The sequence below is a fragment of the Exiguobacterium sp. K1 genome (genome assembly GCF_033721435.1).
GTDB lineage: Bacteria > Bacillota > Bacilli > Exiguobacteriales > Exiguobacteriaceae > Exiguobacterium_A > Exiguobacterium_A artemiae.
In genome coordinates this window covers 88391-103000 of record NZ_JAOTIT010000002.1, presented here as the reverse complement: position 1 = coordinate 103000, position 14610 = coordinate 88391, and the positions used below count along the sequence as shown (strand labels likewise).

The window sequence follows — 14610 nt, the reverse complement described above, 5'->3', positions numbered from 1 at the left end:
TCTCGCGTGCCAAAACGTGAAGACAAGAAACGAAAGGTCGTCAAACCATTTTACCGTTCCGATGGATCGTACGATCAGTTCATCGAACCGGATGTCGAGTCGGAATCCTGGGAAGAAGCCGAACGTCCGATTTCCGATTTACCGGATGCGTATGAAGAAGAAAAATATCGACGCGAGTCGTTGTAACGAAAGAGGACCTTCCACCGTGGGAGGTCCTCTTTCATGTAAAACGGTATGCATTTTTTTCATGTTGTTTGACGCTGTACATCGCTTCGTCCGCTTGAATCAGTAACAAACTTGTCGTTACACCGTCTTCCGGGTAACGGGCAATCCCGATCGACGGCGTGACCGATATTGCCGTCCCGTGGAACAAAAACGGCTGATTGAGCTGATTGATCAAGTCTTCGGTATAGCGGACAGTCTCAGATTTCGAACGGGGGAAGAAGACGATGAACTCGTCTCCGCCGAGCCGGGCCGCAACTTCATGTTCCCGGAGATGAAGCCGGAGCCGGTTCGCCGTCTCCTGCAGGACATAATCGCCGGCGTCATGTCCGTACCGATCGTTGACTTGTTTGAACCCGTCGAGATCAATGAACAGCAACGAACCGGCTTCAATCTGCGTCAATCGGTCCTGCAGGAAGTCTTCGAAATAACGGCGGTTCGGTAACCGCGTTAAGGCGTCATGATAGCCAAGTTCTTCGAGCCACTGTTGCTGTTCGAGCGTTTCAGTGATATCCGACAGCAGGACGTAGACATATTCGTGATCGGGGACGGGAATCAGCGTCGTATCGTATGTTTTGGTTCCTTCATGCAACAACAGCTTCCGGCTTATCTCCAGGCGCCCGACTTCTCGACGGAGTTGTGACGACAGGTATTCCGGGAGTTGCTGACCGAAATGCTGCAAGGCCGGCGGATTCATCGTTTGGAGGGTCCCCGTCCGGTTGACTTGAAGAATCGGTTCTGGATGATCGAGAAACAATCGCCGGTACTCTTCTTTCCGCAGTTCGAGGAGGGATGTCTGTTCCTTGACCTGCTGCGCGAGATCAAGCTGGATGACTTCGTATTCTTCTAATAAACGCCGGTTTAGCCGTTCTGAAAAGTACTGACGAATTAAAAACAACGAAAACAATAAGGCGATTGACAAGACGTAAACGAGAAGCGGAACTTGGAAAAAGGAAATCCAGACGAGCAACAGCATCAGGCTGACGTACGGTAAATACGGACGGGACAACGTATACTTTCGTGTCGTCGATACCGGGACGCAGCGGAAGTAACGGATGAGTCCGAACAAGCTGAGTGGATAAAGCGGTAAGAAAAAAGCGGCAAGATCAAGCTGATCACGAATCAAAAACGTGTAGTAACCGAAGTTCGCCACACAAAACAGGGCAATGGCCTGGATGAGCGTCAGGTGACGTACTGTATCGCTTAGCCCCGTCGTGTAGAGGATCAGAGAAAACAAAATCAGTGCCATGAAACAGAGCGAATAGATGGTCATCGCGATCAGTTCGACGGTATTTCGGGCAAAATCAGGCACGTCCTGTAAAATCATCACGTAACCGAAGACGAACGACATGCCGAATAAAATAAAACCGTCAAGATAAAGTAACCGATGTTGGCGGAACGAGGACCAATCGATTAGTTGGGCCAAGGTCATCGCGGTCAAGAATAAGAAAAGTGTCAGTGTCACATTTGCCAAGGCGTCAGACCAAATAGGGTGGAACCGGTCGGGTAACGATGCTAAGACAGAGTTGATGACAATTCCGAGCCAAAATAACACAATCGCCTGACCGATTCTACGGTACGGATGATTCGGTCGTCTTAAAAAATGAACCAACGCTGACCAGGAACAGAAACTTAAGCCGATTAAGGTAATGCTGCCGGCGATGGCAGGGGTCCACGTCTGGTCAAACGTCAATGCTAGAATCAGATAGGTCACAAGTAAATAAAGACTGGTTGCGTAAGGTCTCGTCATGTGTTCGCCTCCTTCCTCGATGTCTTATATGTATGGATTTCGTCAACCAAAAAGAAAACCCCTGTTTCGTCCAACACATCGCAGACAAACAGGGGAGAAAATTAAATGGGATGTTGTTCGCGGTACAGTTCCCAGTGCTCGCGGGCTTCTTTTTTAATTCGATCGGAAACCGTTTTACTTTGGAAAATGAGACCGTACCATTGTTTGGCGTTATCTGTATCGCCTAACGTCGCATACAAATCACTTATCCGTAAAAGTAAGACATCGTGAGGAATGCCCGTTCGGACCGCATCCGAATACTCTAAGTAGATGGTTTCGTATTTTTGGACAGATCGCATCGTCCAAGAAAGTTCCTGTTCCAAATCTTCCAGCAACCGATACATCCAGGAAATTCGAATACCAAGCATCGCTTGGATGCTGTCTTTTTGTAACGTGACTTGTGCCATATACAAACATAGTTTGTATAGATACAGTACCTGTTTCACAGAACGTTCTGTTGCAGAGAAAGGTAAGACCGGAAGCATTGATAAGATGTCCGTTTCTAGTAGCGTTCGGACATCAGGTCGTAGTTTTTCAAACGCTTCATGGAAAATGAAACGACAGTGGCTACATTGGATGGGTTCGTAAAAATAGACGTTAGGTCCCTGATAATGAACGAAGCCATCCATATCGGTGTGTTCGACACGAATATGGCGGCTCAGAACACGTTTCGTCTCCGTTTCTTTAAGACAGTAGGGGCAACGGCATTTTTTAAGATAAAGATCAGGCATGATACGTGCTCCTCAAGATGAATTTAGACAAAAACGTTGACGAGCATTCCTTTGATTTCACCTACCTGGTCGAGAATCTCGAGTCGACGGGATTCGCCTGAAATGACGTTGTCGGTCAGTTGCAGCAACTTCGCATCGACCTGTTCGACAACCTTGTAGATTTTCGTTCGTCCACGGCGATTGAAGCCACGCTTTTCTTCGAGTTGTTGTGACTGATCGAGGGCATCTTTTAAGAAGTCCTTAATTTTTTCTTTATAAGCTTCGAGGTTTTCGATTGTCTGGCTTTCCGCCAGCAACTGACCGTGCTCTTCGACGAGCATCAACTTTTGTTGTAGACGTTCGTAGCCTTTATGTTCACGCTTATCCTGCATCAAGGCAGAAAACGTCGTCGATGCTTCGACCTCACGTGGTCCGGTCTTCGGTGTCTGCAGGCGGCTTGTTTCTTGGATGCGCCGGATGTCCATCGGGGATTCCTCCTTTGATTAGTTGAGTAGTTGTAAGACGCCTTGCGGTAAGGCGTTTGCCTGGGCGATCATCGCCATACCCGACTGATTGAGGATATTATACTTCGCGTACTCCATCATCTCACGCGCCATATCGGTATCACGAATGCGTGACTCAGACGCCGTCAGGTTTTCTTTACTGACACTGAGGACGGACGATGTTGCTTCGAACCGGTTTTGGATTGCTCCGAGTTTTGCCCGTTGCTGGGAAATCGTATCGATGGCCTGTGTATAACGGCTGATAGCTTCATCGGCGTCGCTGCTCGTCATGACGCTGAGCGCGTATTCCGGTGTTGTGTTGACGCTTGGATAATCGAGTGCCCGGGCGTCGGCATTTGGTTTGACGGTCGTACTGATTCCGATGTTGCGCGCACGCATATCATCAATCGTTAAAGAAATGCCTTCGTTCGCCCCGGCATTCGTCTGAATGAAGACAGCATTGTCTTCTGTACTGAAGCCGCCTGTCAATAGTTTTTTACCGTTGAACTGGGTTGTCTCGGCAATCCGTGAGACTTCATTCGTCAACTGGTTGATTTCTTCCTGGATCGCCGTCCGGTCTTCCGTCGCAAGTGTTCCATTACCGGCTTGAACGGCCAGCTCCCGCATCCGTTGCAACAGATTGTGCGTTTCACTGAGTCCACCTTCGACCGTCTGGACCATCGAAATGCCGTCGAGGACGTTTTGTTCCGCTTTATCAAGCGCTTTAAGACGGTTCCGCATCTTTTCAGAAATTGCGAGACCGGCCGCGTCATCAGCACCGCGGTTGATCTTTTGACCGCTCGACAGTTTATCCATCGTCGTCTTGACGTTCATCTGATTGACACTTAAGTTTCGGTAGGCTTTTAAAGCCTGTACATTGTTTGAAATCCGCATTAATAGTCCATCCCTTCGTAACGCTCATGGTGTGCCGCCCGGACGAGGGGACGGTCTTTCTTCAGACTGGCTGCCTGCCAGGTAACGAGCAGTTCTTCCGTCAGTTGCAACAGTTCTTCGAGGCGTGTCGGCTCAATGTAAGCCTGTAACGTCTGTTCCGCTAAGTAATAATACAGTTGATCGAGCTGGGCCGTGATGATGCCGCCTTCGTCGTTCAGACCGGCCTGCAGTTTCTCGAGCAGTTGGTACGCTTTTTGCAGACGGACGTTGACGCGATCGAACCGGCGCTCGTCGCGACCGATGATCGCCTGATCATATTGAAAGACCAAGCCTTTTAACATCGTCTCCGTCAATTGTTGCGGAGTCATTTGATACAGTTCCTGTTCGGTCATGTGTTCCGTCCTTTCGCGTGATCGAGTTCTTCAATCAACAGTAAAAGTTCTGCCATCACATCATAGAGTTGCGGGGGAATCGCCGTTCCGAGATCCAGGTCAAGCAGATGACCGAGCAACGACGTATCCTGTTCAATCGCTACGCCGCTTGCACGGGCTTCCTGTAAAATCCGGTCCGCTGCCGCACCCGTCGCCCGGGCGACGACGATCGGGGCATTCCCCGACGCTTCATCGTACCGGAGGACGGCCGCTGATTTCCGGTGTTTTAAGTCAATTTTCTGGTACATAGGGCCTCCTTAAATCCGGTAGTCGTAACCGGTTGGTGTTTCGTCCGGTTTGACGGTTTCCGGTGTCGCATGGTCTTTCGTAAAGGCATCAAACCGGATCCGGACGTCCTGATAACCGGTCGCCTGCAGAGCTTCCGTCGTTCGTTCGAGGAACGGCGTTGCGAGACGCTCGAGGAGCGGGAAATCATTTTCAATCGTAATCTGCATCTTCCGGTTGACCGTTTCGACGCGGACACCGATGTCGCCGAGGCGTGGTGTCTCAAGTTGGACGTACAACGTGTTGTTTTCCCAGTCGATCACTTCATCCGGTCGTTTATTTTGTAAGTGGACGTGCAGTCCGGCCGTCCCTTCGACGAGCTGGACGGGCAGGGCGAGCAATAGTTGCTGCAGTTGCTGGTTGTTATCCGGTTTATTGACCTGTTGCTGCGTGTTCAGAAACGTTTGCAGTTTCGCCGCTTCCGGATTCGCTGCCGGCGTCGCGAGTTTCAACTCCGCCGTTTGTAACTGAAGCGTTTTTTGGACCGTCTCCTGTAAAACCCGTGGACTGTTTTGTCCCGGTTCGTACGGAATCGGTCGTTGTGTGGTTGAAGCCGGTTGGTTTGGTGATGCCGGTTGACTTTGCGGTAAGACCGGTGTTTGTTGCGTATTGGTGACAGCCGGCCGCAAGCCCGGATTCAGTTCCGGTAAGTAGGCGGTCCGGACGTTTGCCGGAGCATAACGGAATGCTTCGAGCGCCAGGCGGACTTCCTGGACGACGGCTTTGGCTTCCGTCCCGCGTCCGAGCAGGGCCAGTTCCGTTCCCCGTTCAAGTTTTGACAACAGTTGGATCAGTTGTTTTTCGTCACGCATGCTCGTATGTAACATCGCGTCCGTCTGCTGGAACGTTTGCCGCAGCCGGTTCGCCGTACTTTCAATGACTTGGGCCATCTGGAGCGGCCGTTCCTCGACGAGCGGTTCGAGTTGCCGCAGTTGTGAAACAATCGTTCGCTGTTGGCTGCGGAAATCATTTGTCACTTCGGCCAGCCGTGGTGTCACTTCAGCAATGACCGTCAAATTCGACCGGACGGGAGCGACGGACGGAGCCGGAGTGGTTTTTTCCGCCGGCGTTGCCTGTGCCTGAGCGATGACAGCCGTCAATTGTTCGAGTTTACTTGGTGCCGGCCGTTCCACCAATACCGGTCGTTCACTCGGAAAATAAGACCGCAGTTGCTCCCGGACCTCTGGGAGGTCACCGCGGTCGATCCGGGCAAGGATGTTCGGTTGGACGTCCTGTGGTAAGTGCGCCGCGATTTGCCGGAGAGCGACCGGTGTCGCCTGATCGATGTCATGGTGTGTCGGAAGTGTCGCGCGGGCGACGTCGAGTGCGATGACGTTGCTGAGCGTCGGTTTCTCGATCACCGCTTGCCGTTCCGGTAAGACGTCGACTAACGAATCGGTTGAGCCGAGCAACTGGGCGATCAGGACGTTGGCGTCAGCCGGCAGTGCACTGTCGGACGGACGTGTGATGAGCTGGAGGACCAGGTCCTTGTAAGTCCCTTGCAGGGCGGCGACGAGTCGGGCGACCGTTTCCGGTGTCTGCGGCAGTTGACCGGTCGCAAGCAGCCGGGCGACGGCCTGTTTTAATTCCGGCGGGAGATTGTCGAGTAAGGTGGCATCGACACCAGACGAATCCGGTTTAGCCGGTCCGGTCACCGGGACATCAGGCTCGGTCTGTTCCGTCACCTGCTCGATCAGATAACCTTCTGTCGTTTGGCCTTTGACCTGGAATTGAAACGTGCCTTCCGGAACATCACCGGTGAAGGTCATCTCGACCTTTTCGCGGCCGACCTGGACGAGAGCTGTATTCGGACCCGTCTTTTCGAGGACGGTCCCGCTGTATGTTTTGGTCTCCGATAAGGTGGTCGTGGGGGCGGAACGGGTCGGACTCGTTGGATTCATCTGGATATTCATCGATGAACCTCCTTTCTTGAAAAATTCTTCATCTTATTATATATCGGCACAAACAAAAAAGGATTGAGCGAAATCATCGCCCAACCCATTTTTTTTACGATTTGATTGCATTAAAGCGGTCCTCTAATGTCATCGCGTTCAATTGCTGGTAACGAGCCATCAGCTCGCCGGTTGCTTTCATTTGGTTGCGGACGATGTAAGGAGAGGCGTTTACGGGAAGGATCATGCCGTTACGAGTTTTGAGTTTAGTCTGTCCGTCTTCCTCGATGACTTCGGACATGTGGCTCCAGGCGTACCACTCGCAATCATCACGTTTTGGTGATTTGGTAGGGAAAAAGACGAGACCGAGTGTCGGTTCGATGACGACAGGGACTTTTCCTTTCACGGAAGCGACACGTTTGGCGGTGACGATCCGTTCCTCGATGGAACTGTTGTACTGTCTGCAAGAGAGCTGCAGGAGTTGATACGGACGAAGCGGTGTCATGATCGTTGATCCATCTTCTAGGACGATGATGGATTGTTTCATCATGTCATAGCACGGTAAGATAGCAACGGTCCGTTTCGTGATTCGATACTTTTCGTCATTATGGAATGGTCGCATTCGACTACATCCTCCTTAGATAGGACAATGGATAAAATAGGTAATTACTAACGATATAATACAATACTACACCTGTAATGACAATGTAATTTTTTGAAAAATAGAGTAATACATAAGGAAATTTAATTCAATTGAATATTTAATTCAAATTAATCAGAATTTTTAATTGTCAATAATTGCTTCTTTTGATAGTATACTCGGTAGAGAGCTTGCTCTCGCAATCCAGTTTGCGAAGGGAACGTGAATTCGAATGGAACAAGGTAAAGTAAAATGGTTTAATGCTGAAAAAGGTTACGGCTTCATCGAGACATCGGATGCAAAAGACGTCTTCGTGCACTTCTCGGCAATTCAAGCAGATGGCTACAAATCACTTGAAGAAGGCGAAGAAGTAGAATTCGAAATCGTCGAAGGCGATCGCGGCCCGCAAGCGGCAAACGTCTCGAAACTGTAATTCCGTTAGCAGCCACCACCGTTTTTAGGAATCTCCTAAAAGCGGTTTTTTTGTTTCATCTCAATTTGTTAAGGGTATATACGCTAATATCAACAGGCAACAACTATTATAGTACGCTAGGTTTAGCAGGATATGTTCAACAGAATGTCACCGTTTTCATTTCCTTGCAGGGCTTATCGTGATATAATAATTACGAACCAAAAGAATTTTGAATCTTCAGAAGGAAACGACTGAAACGATGACGAATTCATAGGTTCAACCGGTTACTTAAGGAGGAGTTTACATGATCTACAACATTCGCGGTGAAAACTTGGACGTCACAGATGCTCTCAAGGACTACGTCGAGAAAAAGCTTGAAAAGTTAACTCGTTATTTTACAACTCCTACGGAAGCGCAAACGGCTTATGTCAATCTCAAAGTCAACAATGAGAAACAGAAAGTCGAAGTGACGATTCCAATGCCAAACCTCTTGCTACGGGCAGAGGATGTCAATGGCGACATGTACGCAGCAATCGACCTCGTCGTCGATAAGCTCGAACGTCAAATCCGGAAACATAAAACGAAAATCAACCGGAGAGGCCGTGCCAAAGACGGCGGTATTGGAGAATACTTCAAAACGCTCGAAGGACCGGAGGCAGAAGCACCTGTCTACGAAGAGGATGAAGCGGAGCTCGAACTTGTTCGGACAAAACGTTTCACACTCAAACCGATGGATACGGAAGAAGCAATTCTTCAAATGGACATGCTCGGTCACACGTTCTTCGTCTTCTCAGACGCTGAAACGGGTAACACGAATGTCGTTTACCGTCGGAAAGATGGCCGTTACGGCTTGATTGAACCAGAATAATGAATCTACAGAGGACTTACTCTCCGGAGTAAGTCCTCTTTTGGTATGATAAAAAACTATTTGTGAATAGAACATGTCTCAGACTAAAGTTGTATTTCATAAGACGCAGTCGCTCCGCTTGTTGAAATTTGACCGCGTATTCGGTACACTGAATAAAGGAAAAATCTCGGAATTCTGTTCGTTTAAAGAATCGTTCGAAGTAAGGGGACTGTAAGGCATGGCTAATTTTCTAAAAGAGTTATTCGCACCGACGAAACGTGTTCTGAAAAAAGCAGAAAAAGCGGCGGATGCCGTGGAATCATTTGAGGCACAAGTCGCTGCCTTATCGGATCAGGAATTAGAAGGAAAAGCGGTCGAATTCCGGACTCGTCTTGAGAACGGGGAAGACCTCGATGATATTTTACCGGAAGCTTTTGCGGTCTGTCGCGAAGTTTCAACACGTGTCCTCGGGATGCGTCATTACCGTGTCCAATTGATTGGTGGATACGTCTTGCACAACGGCGATATCGCCGAAATGAAAACGGGGGAAGGGAAAACGCTTGTCGCGACACTTCCCGTCTATTTGAATGCCCTCGCCGGCAACGGCGTTCATGTCATCACCGTCAACGAATACTTGGCGAAACGTGACCGGGACATCATGGAACCTCTTTACGCAGCACTCGGCTTGTCGGTTGGTCTGAACTTGTCGAGCATGTCACGCCAGGAAAAACAAGCGGCATACAGCTGTGACATCACGTACGGAACGAACAATGAGTTCGGTTTTGATTACTTGCGTGACAACATGGTCCTTTATAAAGAAGACCGCGTCCAGCGTCCGCTTTACTTTGCGGTCGTCGATGAAGTCGACTCGATTCTCGTTGATGAAGCACGGACACCGTTGATCATCTCCGGTTCTGCCGAAAAATCAACAGCGCTTTATTCACAAGCGGACATGTTCGCGAAAATGATGAAAGCGGATGAAGACTATACGGTCGACATCAAGACGAAAAGTGTATTGCTGACGGAACAGGGAATCGACCGTGCTGAAAAATACTTCGGCATCGATAACTTGTTTGCGCTCGATCACATTGCCTTGAACCATCACTTGAGCCTGGCGCTCCGTGCCAACTCCGTCATGCACCGGGACGTCGATTACATGGTTCGTGAAGACGAAGTCATGATCATTGACCAGTTCACGGGTCGTGTCATGGAAGGTCGCCGTTACTCGGAAGGGTTGCACCAGGCGATTGAAGCGAAGGAAGGCGTCGAGATTCAACGTGAATCGATGACACTTGCAACGATCACGTACCAAAACTTCTTCCGGATGTACACGAAGCTTGCCGGGATGACCGGGACAGCGAAAACCGAGGAAGAAGAGTTCCGTAACATCTACAACATGCACGTCGTGCCGGTTCCGACGAACAAACCGATCGTCCGGGATGACCGCGCTGACTTGATCTTCAAGACGATGAACGGGAAGTTTGCCGCAGTCGCGGACGAAATCGAACGTGCCCACCGCGAAGGACAACCGGTCCTCGTCGGTACGGTTGCCGTCGAGACGTCAGAGTTGCTCAGCAGCATCCTCAAAAAACGTGGCATCCGCCATGAAGTCTTGAACGCGAAAAACCATGCGCGGGAAGCGGAAATCATCGAGAATGCCGGACAACCGAACGCGGTCACGATCGCAACGAACATGGCCGGTCGTGGTACCGACATCAAGCTCGGACCAGGCGTCATTGAAAAAGGCGGTCTTTACATCCTCGGGACGGAGCGTCACGAATCCCGCCGGATCGATAACCAGCTCCGTGGTCGGGCCGGACGTCAGGGAGATCCGGGGGCATCCCAGTTCTACTTGTCACTCGAAGATGAATTGATGCGTCGTTTCGGATCGGATTCGCTACAATCGATGATGGACCGTCTCGGAATGGATGATTCGCAACCGATCGAAAGCCGGATGGTTTCACGGGCTGTTGAATCGGCTCAAAAACGGGTCGAAGGAAATAACTTCGATGCGCGGAAACAGGTTCTCGGATACGATAACGTCATGGCCGATCAACGGAAAGTCATGTATGCGGACCGGGCGGCGATTCTTGATGCCCAGTCGGTCTCTGACATCGTCCGTCCGATGGTCGAACAGACGATTGAAGCGGGTGTCCATCAGTACACGCCAATCGAGTTCGTTCCGGAAGAGTGGAGCATCGCTGCGTTAGCAGAGTGGGCAAACCAAACGCTTGCACTCGAAGAAAAAGTCTCCGAGCAGGATCTGTTCGGTAAGGAACGCGAAGAAATCATCGAACTGTTAAAAGAACGGACTTTCGCCCATTACGAGCACAAACGCTCGGAAGTGCCGGCTGAAGCGTTTGACGAGTTCGAGAAAGTCATCGTCCTCCGCGCCGTCGACCAGCACTGGATGAACCATATCGATCAGATGGACCAACTCCGTGAAGGAATTCATTTACGCGCTTACGGTCAGAACGATCCACTTCGTGAGTATCAATCGGAAGGTTCGATGATGTTTGATACGATGAACGCAGCGATTGCGGAAGAAGTGACGCAGTTCGTTCTCCGGGCGGATCTTGATCCGAACCTGAAACGCGAAAAAGTCGTTAAAGACGAAGTCGCCGTTTCCGGAAAAGAGGACAAGGTCGTCAAGAAAGCACCGGTCCGGAAAAATCCAAATGAACAAATCGGACGTAACGACCCATGTTGGTGCGGATCCGGTAAAAAATATAAGAACTGTCACGGCCGTCAGGCATAAGTGACGAAGCGGCTGAAAGAGGCGGGAGATTCCTGCCTCTTTTGACGGAAAGAGAAGGTGGAACACAATGGAATTAGCAGAAATACGCAATACCGCCGAGTGGATGGAAAAGAAACTCGATGAATACAAAGCATCACTCGATCTCGAGACGAAGATCTCACGCATTGAGGAGCTTGAAAACGAGATGACGTACCCGGACTTCTGGAACAATCAGGAGTCGGCTCAAAAAGTCATCGACGAATCAAACGGTCTGAAAGCGATGGTCGATAAATACCAGCACCTCGCGGACGGTCACGAAAACATCGTCTTGACGTACGAATTGATTAAAGAAGAGCCGGACGTTGAACTCCAGGAAGAACTGGAGTCGGAACTCGGCGACATCAAAAAGAAATTTGATGAGTTCGAACTGCAAATCCTGTTGAACGGCGAATACGATGCGAACAACGCGATTCTCGAATTGCACCCGGGCGCCGGCGGAACCGAGTCACAGGACTGGGCATCAATGTTGTTGCGGATGTACCAACGTTTTTGTGACAAGCAGGGCTGGAAAGTCGAAACAATGGACTATCAGCCGGGTGACGAAGCCGGTGTTAAATCGGTCACGCTCCGGATCCAGGGGCACAATGCCTATGGGTATTTGAAAGCGGAAAAAGGGATTCACCGTCTCGTTCGGATTTCTCCGTTCGACTCGTCAGGCCGTCGCCATACGTCGTTCGTGTCATGTGACGTCATGCCGGAATTCAATGATGATATCGATATCGAGATCCGCACGGAAGACTTGCGTGTCGATACGTACCGGGCATCCGGTGCCGGTGGACAGCACATCAATACGACGGACTCTGCCGTTCGGATTACGCACGTTCCGACAGGCGTTGTCGTGTCATGTCAGCAGGAACGGTCGCAAATCAAGAACCGTGAAGCGGCAATGAAGATGTTGAAAGCGAAACTCTATCAACGTGAAATCGAAGAAAAACAAAAGAAACTCGACGAAATCCGCGGCGAAAAATCAGATATCGCCTGGGGCAGTCAGATTCGTTCGTACGTCTTCCACCCATACAGCATGGTCAAGGATCACCGGACGAACTACGAAGTCGGGAATACGCAAGGCGCGATGGATGGGGACATCATGGGCTTCATCGATGCGTACCTGCGCTTAATGAATATGTAAGTGGATATCCCGTCGGCCTTTGTGTCGGCGGTTTTTTTCTACCAATTCGATTGAAGGAGTGCAACAGATGCAGATTCGTACAGAAATATTCAAGGATGCGGCCGGAATCCGGCTTGTTCATCAGGCCGCCTTTGGTCAACGGACGGAAGCCGATCTCGTCGAAGCCTTACGGGAAGACGAGGCGTCGCTCCCGCATTACAGCCGCGTCGCTGTAACGGACAAGGGCGAGATTGTTGGGCATGTCTTACTCAGCCGGATTTACATCGAAGACATTCCGTCGCTCGCACTCGCGCCGGTCGGTGTCAAACCACACTGGCAACGCAAAGGCATCGGCTCGGAACTGATCCGCCAAGTGATTGAAGATGCCCGGGAAGCCGGCGAGTCACATATCGTCGTCCTTGGGCATGACAGTTATTATCCGCAGTTCGGGTTCGAGCGGGCAGTCGATTACGGCATCGAAGCCCCGTTTCCGGTCCCGACGGACGTCTTTCTCGTCATGCCGCTCGAACGGCAGGCGTTAAAAGGGGTCACCGGGATAGTCCGGTACTCGAAACCCTTTAGTGCGGTATAAGAGAACCACTGCGAGTTGCTCAGCCCTTCTAGTCGCTCCTCTGTTTTTCCGCTAAAATGAAAAACGGGTTGTAGAACTTATATAAGGGGAAATGTAACGTTATGACATCAACACGTCAGGAAGTCGTCCGCGACTATGTGTATTTATTACTCGGTTCCGTCTTTGTCGCCAGTGCCTTCAGTTTATTTTTGGCACCGAACCAGTTGGCCTCCGGAGGCGTCAGCGGTCTGTCGATTGTCTTGAACGATCTGTTCGGAATTTCACCGGGCTTGTTTCAGCTGATTGCCAATATCGTGCTGCTTGCGATCGGCTGGATGATTCTCGGAATGGGCTTCGGCGTCAAATCGCTCGTCGGCTCGATCTTTTTACCGGTCGTCATCTTAGTCTATGAACGGTTCGAGGTGCCGGCAGCGACGATGAATCCGATGCTTGCTGCGATTTTCGGCGGAGCCGGCGTCGGGATTGGTCTCGGTCTGATTTTTAAAGCCCGTGCCTCAACCGGCGGAATGGATCTGATTGCCCAGATTCTGCATCGCTTCACGAAAATCCCGCTCCATTTCTGTATCGCCTTGCTCGACGGGACGATCGTCATCAGTGCCGCGATCATCTTTTCGCTCGAAATCGGGTTGTATGCCCTCGTCGCCTTGTTCATTACGATCAAGATGATTGATGTCGTCCAGCTCGGCATCACGAACGACAAACTGGCGTACATCATCTCCGATCAACGGGAAGCGCTCGTCAAAGAGATTTTCCAGACGCTCGACCGAGGAGCGACGGAAATCGAGGCGGCCGGTGCGTTCACCCGGACACGGAAACCGATGCTGATGGTCGTCGTCCGCCAGGGGGAAATCACGACGTTGAAGGAAATCGTCAAACATATCGACCCGAACGCTTTTCTGGTCGTCAGCGAGGCCCATGAAGTGCTCGGGCTCGGTTTCTCGGACGACAAGCGTTACCGGAATGTGCCGTAAGCGTTTGGAAAGAGTGAAGTTTTTGTGAAATCATGCTTAGAAAGTACGGATAACGGTTATACTCTAGTAGATAACGATGTCGTTTTGTACTTAACTAAGGGGGAATAAGAATGAAACTGAAAAACCTTTTACTCGCAGCCGGACTCGGTGCGACACTTGTACTCGGTGCATGTGGCAGTGATGATTCCAGTTCATCGGATACATCAAAGGACGAATCGACGATGAGCGATGATTCGACCAAAACAGAAACAGCGGTTGACGGGGAAAAGATCTTTGCCAACAACTGTGCATCATGCCACGGGAATAACCTTGAAGGAAACGTCGGGCCGAACTTGACGAAAGTCGGCGCGAAGTATTCTTCGGAAGAAATTCAAAAAATCATTAAAAACGGTAAAGGTCAAATGCCGGCCGGCGTCTTAAAAGACGATAAAGAAATCGTCGCGGTGGCAGACTGGTTAGCTGACAAAAAATAAATATGTGATAGTATGGGGCTAGAGATGACGAACATGACAAATGT

Annotated in this window: 16 protein-coding genes; 8 read left to right on the top strand and 8 right to left on the bottom strand. The window is 50.4% G+C overall.

What is annotated here, in order from left to right; translation table 11 throughout:
• The first annotated feature begins 6 nt into the window (after positions 1–6).
• Entirely contained in the window at positions 7–186 is a 180-nt protein-coding gene (locus tag N7U64_RS05885; RefSeq protein ID WP_026827549.1) for a hypothetical protein, read from the top strand.
• A 34-nt stretch (positions 187–220) separates the two neighbouring features.
• Here the strand turns inward: N7U64_RS05885 and N7U64_RS05880 are convergent, their stop codons facing one another.
• From N7U64_RS05880 to N7U64_RS05845, 8 genes are all read right to left on the bottom strand, one after another.
• Positions 221–1972 carry a diguanylate cyclase domain-containing protein gene (locus tag N7U64_RS05880; protein ID WP_318928850.1) on the bottom strand — a complete coding sequence of 584 codons (1752 nt, stop codon included), beginning with the start codon at positions 1970–1972 and terminating at the stop codon, positions 221–223.
• 101 nt (positions 1973–2073) lie between these two features.
• Positions 2074–2742 carry a DUF2225 domain-containing protein gene (locus N7U64_RS05875; protein ID WP_214849558.1) on the bottom strand — a complete coding sequence of 223 codons (669 nt, stop codon included), beginning with the start codon at positions 2740–2742 and terminating at the stop codon, positions 2074–2076.
• A 23-nt stretch (positions 2743–2765) separates the two neighbouring features.
• Complete coding sequence (locus N7U64_RS05870) at positions 2766–3206, bottom strand: YaaR family protein (RefSeq protein WP_318928849.1); 441 nt, start codon at positions 3204–3206, stop codon at positions 2766–2768.
• A gap of 18 nt (positions 3207–3224) precedes the next feature.
• Entirely contained in the window at positions 3225–4118 is an 894-nt protein-coding gene (locus N7U64_RS05865; RefSeq protein WP_214849557.1) for a flagellin, read from the bottom strand.
• Positions 4118–4510, bottom strand: coding sequence for a flagellar protein FliS (locus tag N7U64_RS05860; RefSeq protein WP_318928848.1), 393 nt, complete (start codon positions 4508–4510; stop codon positions 4118–4120). Before N7U64_RS05860 ends, N7U64_RS05865 begins: the two co-directional genes overlap by 1 nt.
• A complete protein-coding gene (locus tag N7U64_RS05855) occupies positions 4507–4797 on the bottom strand; it encodes an EscU/YscU/HrcU family type III secretion system export apparatus switch protein (RefSeq protein WP_214849554.1) in 291 nt (96 codons plus the stop codon). The genes N7U64_RS05860 and N7U64_RS05855 overlap by 4 nt, the downstream gene beginning before the upstream one ends.
• 9 nt (positions 4798–4806) lie before the next feature.
• A complete protein-coding gene (locus tag N7U64_RS05850) occupies positions 4807–6747 on the bottom strand; it encodes a hypothetical protein (protein ID WP_318928847.1) in 1941 nt (646 codons plus the stop codon).
• 94 nt (positions 6748–6841) lie between these two features.
• Positions 6842–7348: a competence protein ComK gene (locus N7U64_RS05845; protein ID WP_026827557.1), complete on the bottom strand. Its 507-nt coding sequence runs from the start codon at positions 7346–7348 to the stop codon at positions 6842–6844.
• A gap of 250 nt (positions 7349–7598) precedes the next feature.
• Here N7U64_RS05845 and N7U64_RS05840 point away from each other — a divergent pair, with 250 nt between their 5' ends.
• The 7 genes from N7U64_RS05840 to cccB all read left to right on the top strand — a co-directional run bounded on the left by N7U64_RS05840 (position 7599) and on the right by cccB (position 14566).
• Complete coding sequence (locus N7U64_RS05840) at positions 7599–7799, top strand: cold shock domain-containing protein (protein ID WP_053454190.1); 201 nt, start codon at positions 7599–7601, stop codon at positions 7797–7799.
• 283 nt (positions 7800–8082) lie between these two features.
• Complete coding sequence (gene hpf / locus N7U64_RS05835; RefSeq protein ID WP_012371293.1) at positions 8083–8646, top strand: ribosome hibernation-promoting factor, HPF/YfiA family; 564 nt, start codon at positions 8083–8085, stop codon at positions 8644–8646.
• Between the two features lie 217 nt (positions 8647–8863).
• Entirely contained in the window at positions 8864–11383 is a 2520-nt protein-coding gene (secA, locus tag N7U64_RS05830; protein WP_318928846.1) for a preprotein translocase subunit SecA, read from the top strand.
• A gap of 67 nt (positions 11384–11450) precedes the next feature.
• Positions 11451–12551 carry a peptide chain release factor 2 gene (gene prfB, locus N7U64_RS05825; protein WP_012371291.1) on the top strand — a complete coding sequence of 367 codons (1101 nt, stop codon included), beginning with the start codon at positions 11451–11453 and terminating at the stop codon, positions 12549–12551.
• A gap of 67 nt (positions 12552–12618) precedes the next feature.
• Entirely contained in the window at positions 12619–13122 is a 504-nt protein-coding gene (locus tag N7U64_RS05820; protein ID WP_214765807.1) for a GNAT family N-acetyltransferase, read from the top strand.
• Between the two features lie 101 nt (positions 13123–13223).
• Positions 13224–14093 carry a YitT family protein gene (locus tag N7U64_RS05815; RefSeq protein WP_012371289.1) on the top strand — a complete coding sequence of 290 codons (870 nt, stop codon included), beginning with the start codon at positions 13224–13226 and terminating at the stop codon, positions 14091–14093.
• Between the two features lie 110 nt (positions 14094–14203).
• Positions 14204–14566, top strand: a complete 363-nt coding sequence (cccB, locus tag N7U64_RS05810; protein ID WP_318928845.1) for a cytochrome c551 — start codon at positions 14204–14206, stop codon at positions 14564–14566.
• Positions 14567–14610 lie beyond the last annotated feature (44 nt).

Bases quoted from the DNA above. Each gene is read 5' to 3' on its own strand.
- N7U64_RS05880 (WP_318928850.1), bottom strand. From the start codon at position 1,972: ATGACGAGACCTTACGCAACCAGTCTTTATTTACTTGTGACCTATCTG.
- N7U64_RS05875 (WP_214849558.1), bottom strand. From the start codon at position 2,742: ATGCCTGATCTTTATCTTAAAAAATGCCGTTGCCCCTACTGTCTTAAA.
- N7U64_RS05870 (WP_318928849.1), bottom strand. From the start codon at position 3,206: ATGGACATCCGGCGCATCCAAGAAACAAGCCGCCTGCAGACACCGAAG.
- N7U64_RS05865 (WP_214849557.1), bottom strand. From the start codon at position 4,118: ATGCGGATTTCAAACAATGTACAGGCTTTAAAAGCCTACCGAAACTTA.
- N7U64_RS05860 (WP_318928848.1), bottom strand. From the start codon at position 4,510: ATGACCGAACAGGAACTGTATCAAATGACTCCGCAACAATTGACGGAG.
- N7U64_RS05855 (WP_214849554.1), bottom strand. From the start codon at position 4,797: ATGTACCAGAAAATTGACTTAAAACACCGGAAATCAGCGGCCGTCCTC.
- N7U64_RS05850 (WP_318928847.1), bottom strand. From the start codon at position 6,747: ATGAATATCCAGATGAATCCAACGAGTCCGACCCGTTCCGCCCCCACG.
- N7U64_RS05845 (WP_026827557.1), bottom strand. From the start codon at position 7,348: ATGCGACCATTCCATAATGACGAAAAGTATCGAATCACGAAACGGACC.
- N7U64_RS05840 (WP_053454190.1), top strand. From the start codon at position 7,599: ATGGAACAAGGTAAAGTAAAATGGTTTAATGCTGAAAAAGGTTACGGC.
- hpf (WP_012371293.1), top strand. From the start codon at position 8,083: ATGATCTACAACATTCGCGGTGAAAACTTGGACGTCACAGATGCTCTC.
- secA (WP_318928846.1), top strand. From the start codon at position 8,864: ATGGCTAATTTTCTAAAAGAGTTATTCGCACCGACGAAACGTGTTCTG.
- prfB (WP_012371291.1), top strand. From the start codon at position 11,451: ATGGAATTAGCAGAAATACGCAATACCGCCGAGTGGATGGAAAAGAAA.
- N7U64_RS05820 (WP_214765807.1), top strand. From the start codon at position 12,619: ATGCAGATTCGTACAGAAATATTCAAGGATGCGGCCGGAATCCGGCTT.
- N7U64_RS05815 (WP_012371289.1), top strand. From the start codon at position 13,224: ATGACATCAACACGTCAGGAAGTCGTCCGCGACTATGTGTATTTATTA.
- cccB (WP_318928845.1), top strand. From the start codon at position 14,204: ATGAAACTGAAAAACCTTTTACTCGCAGCCGGACTCGGTGCGACACTT.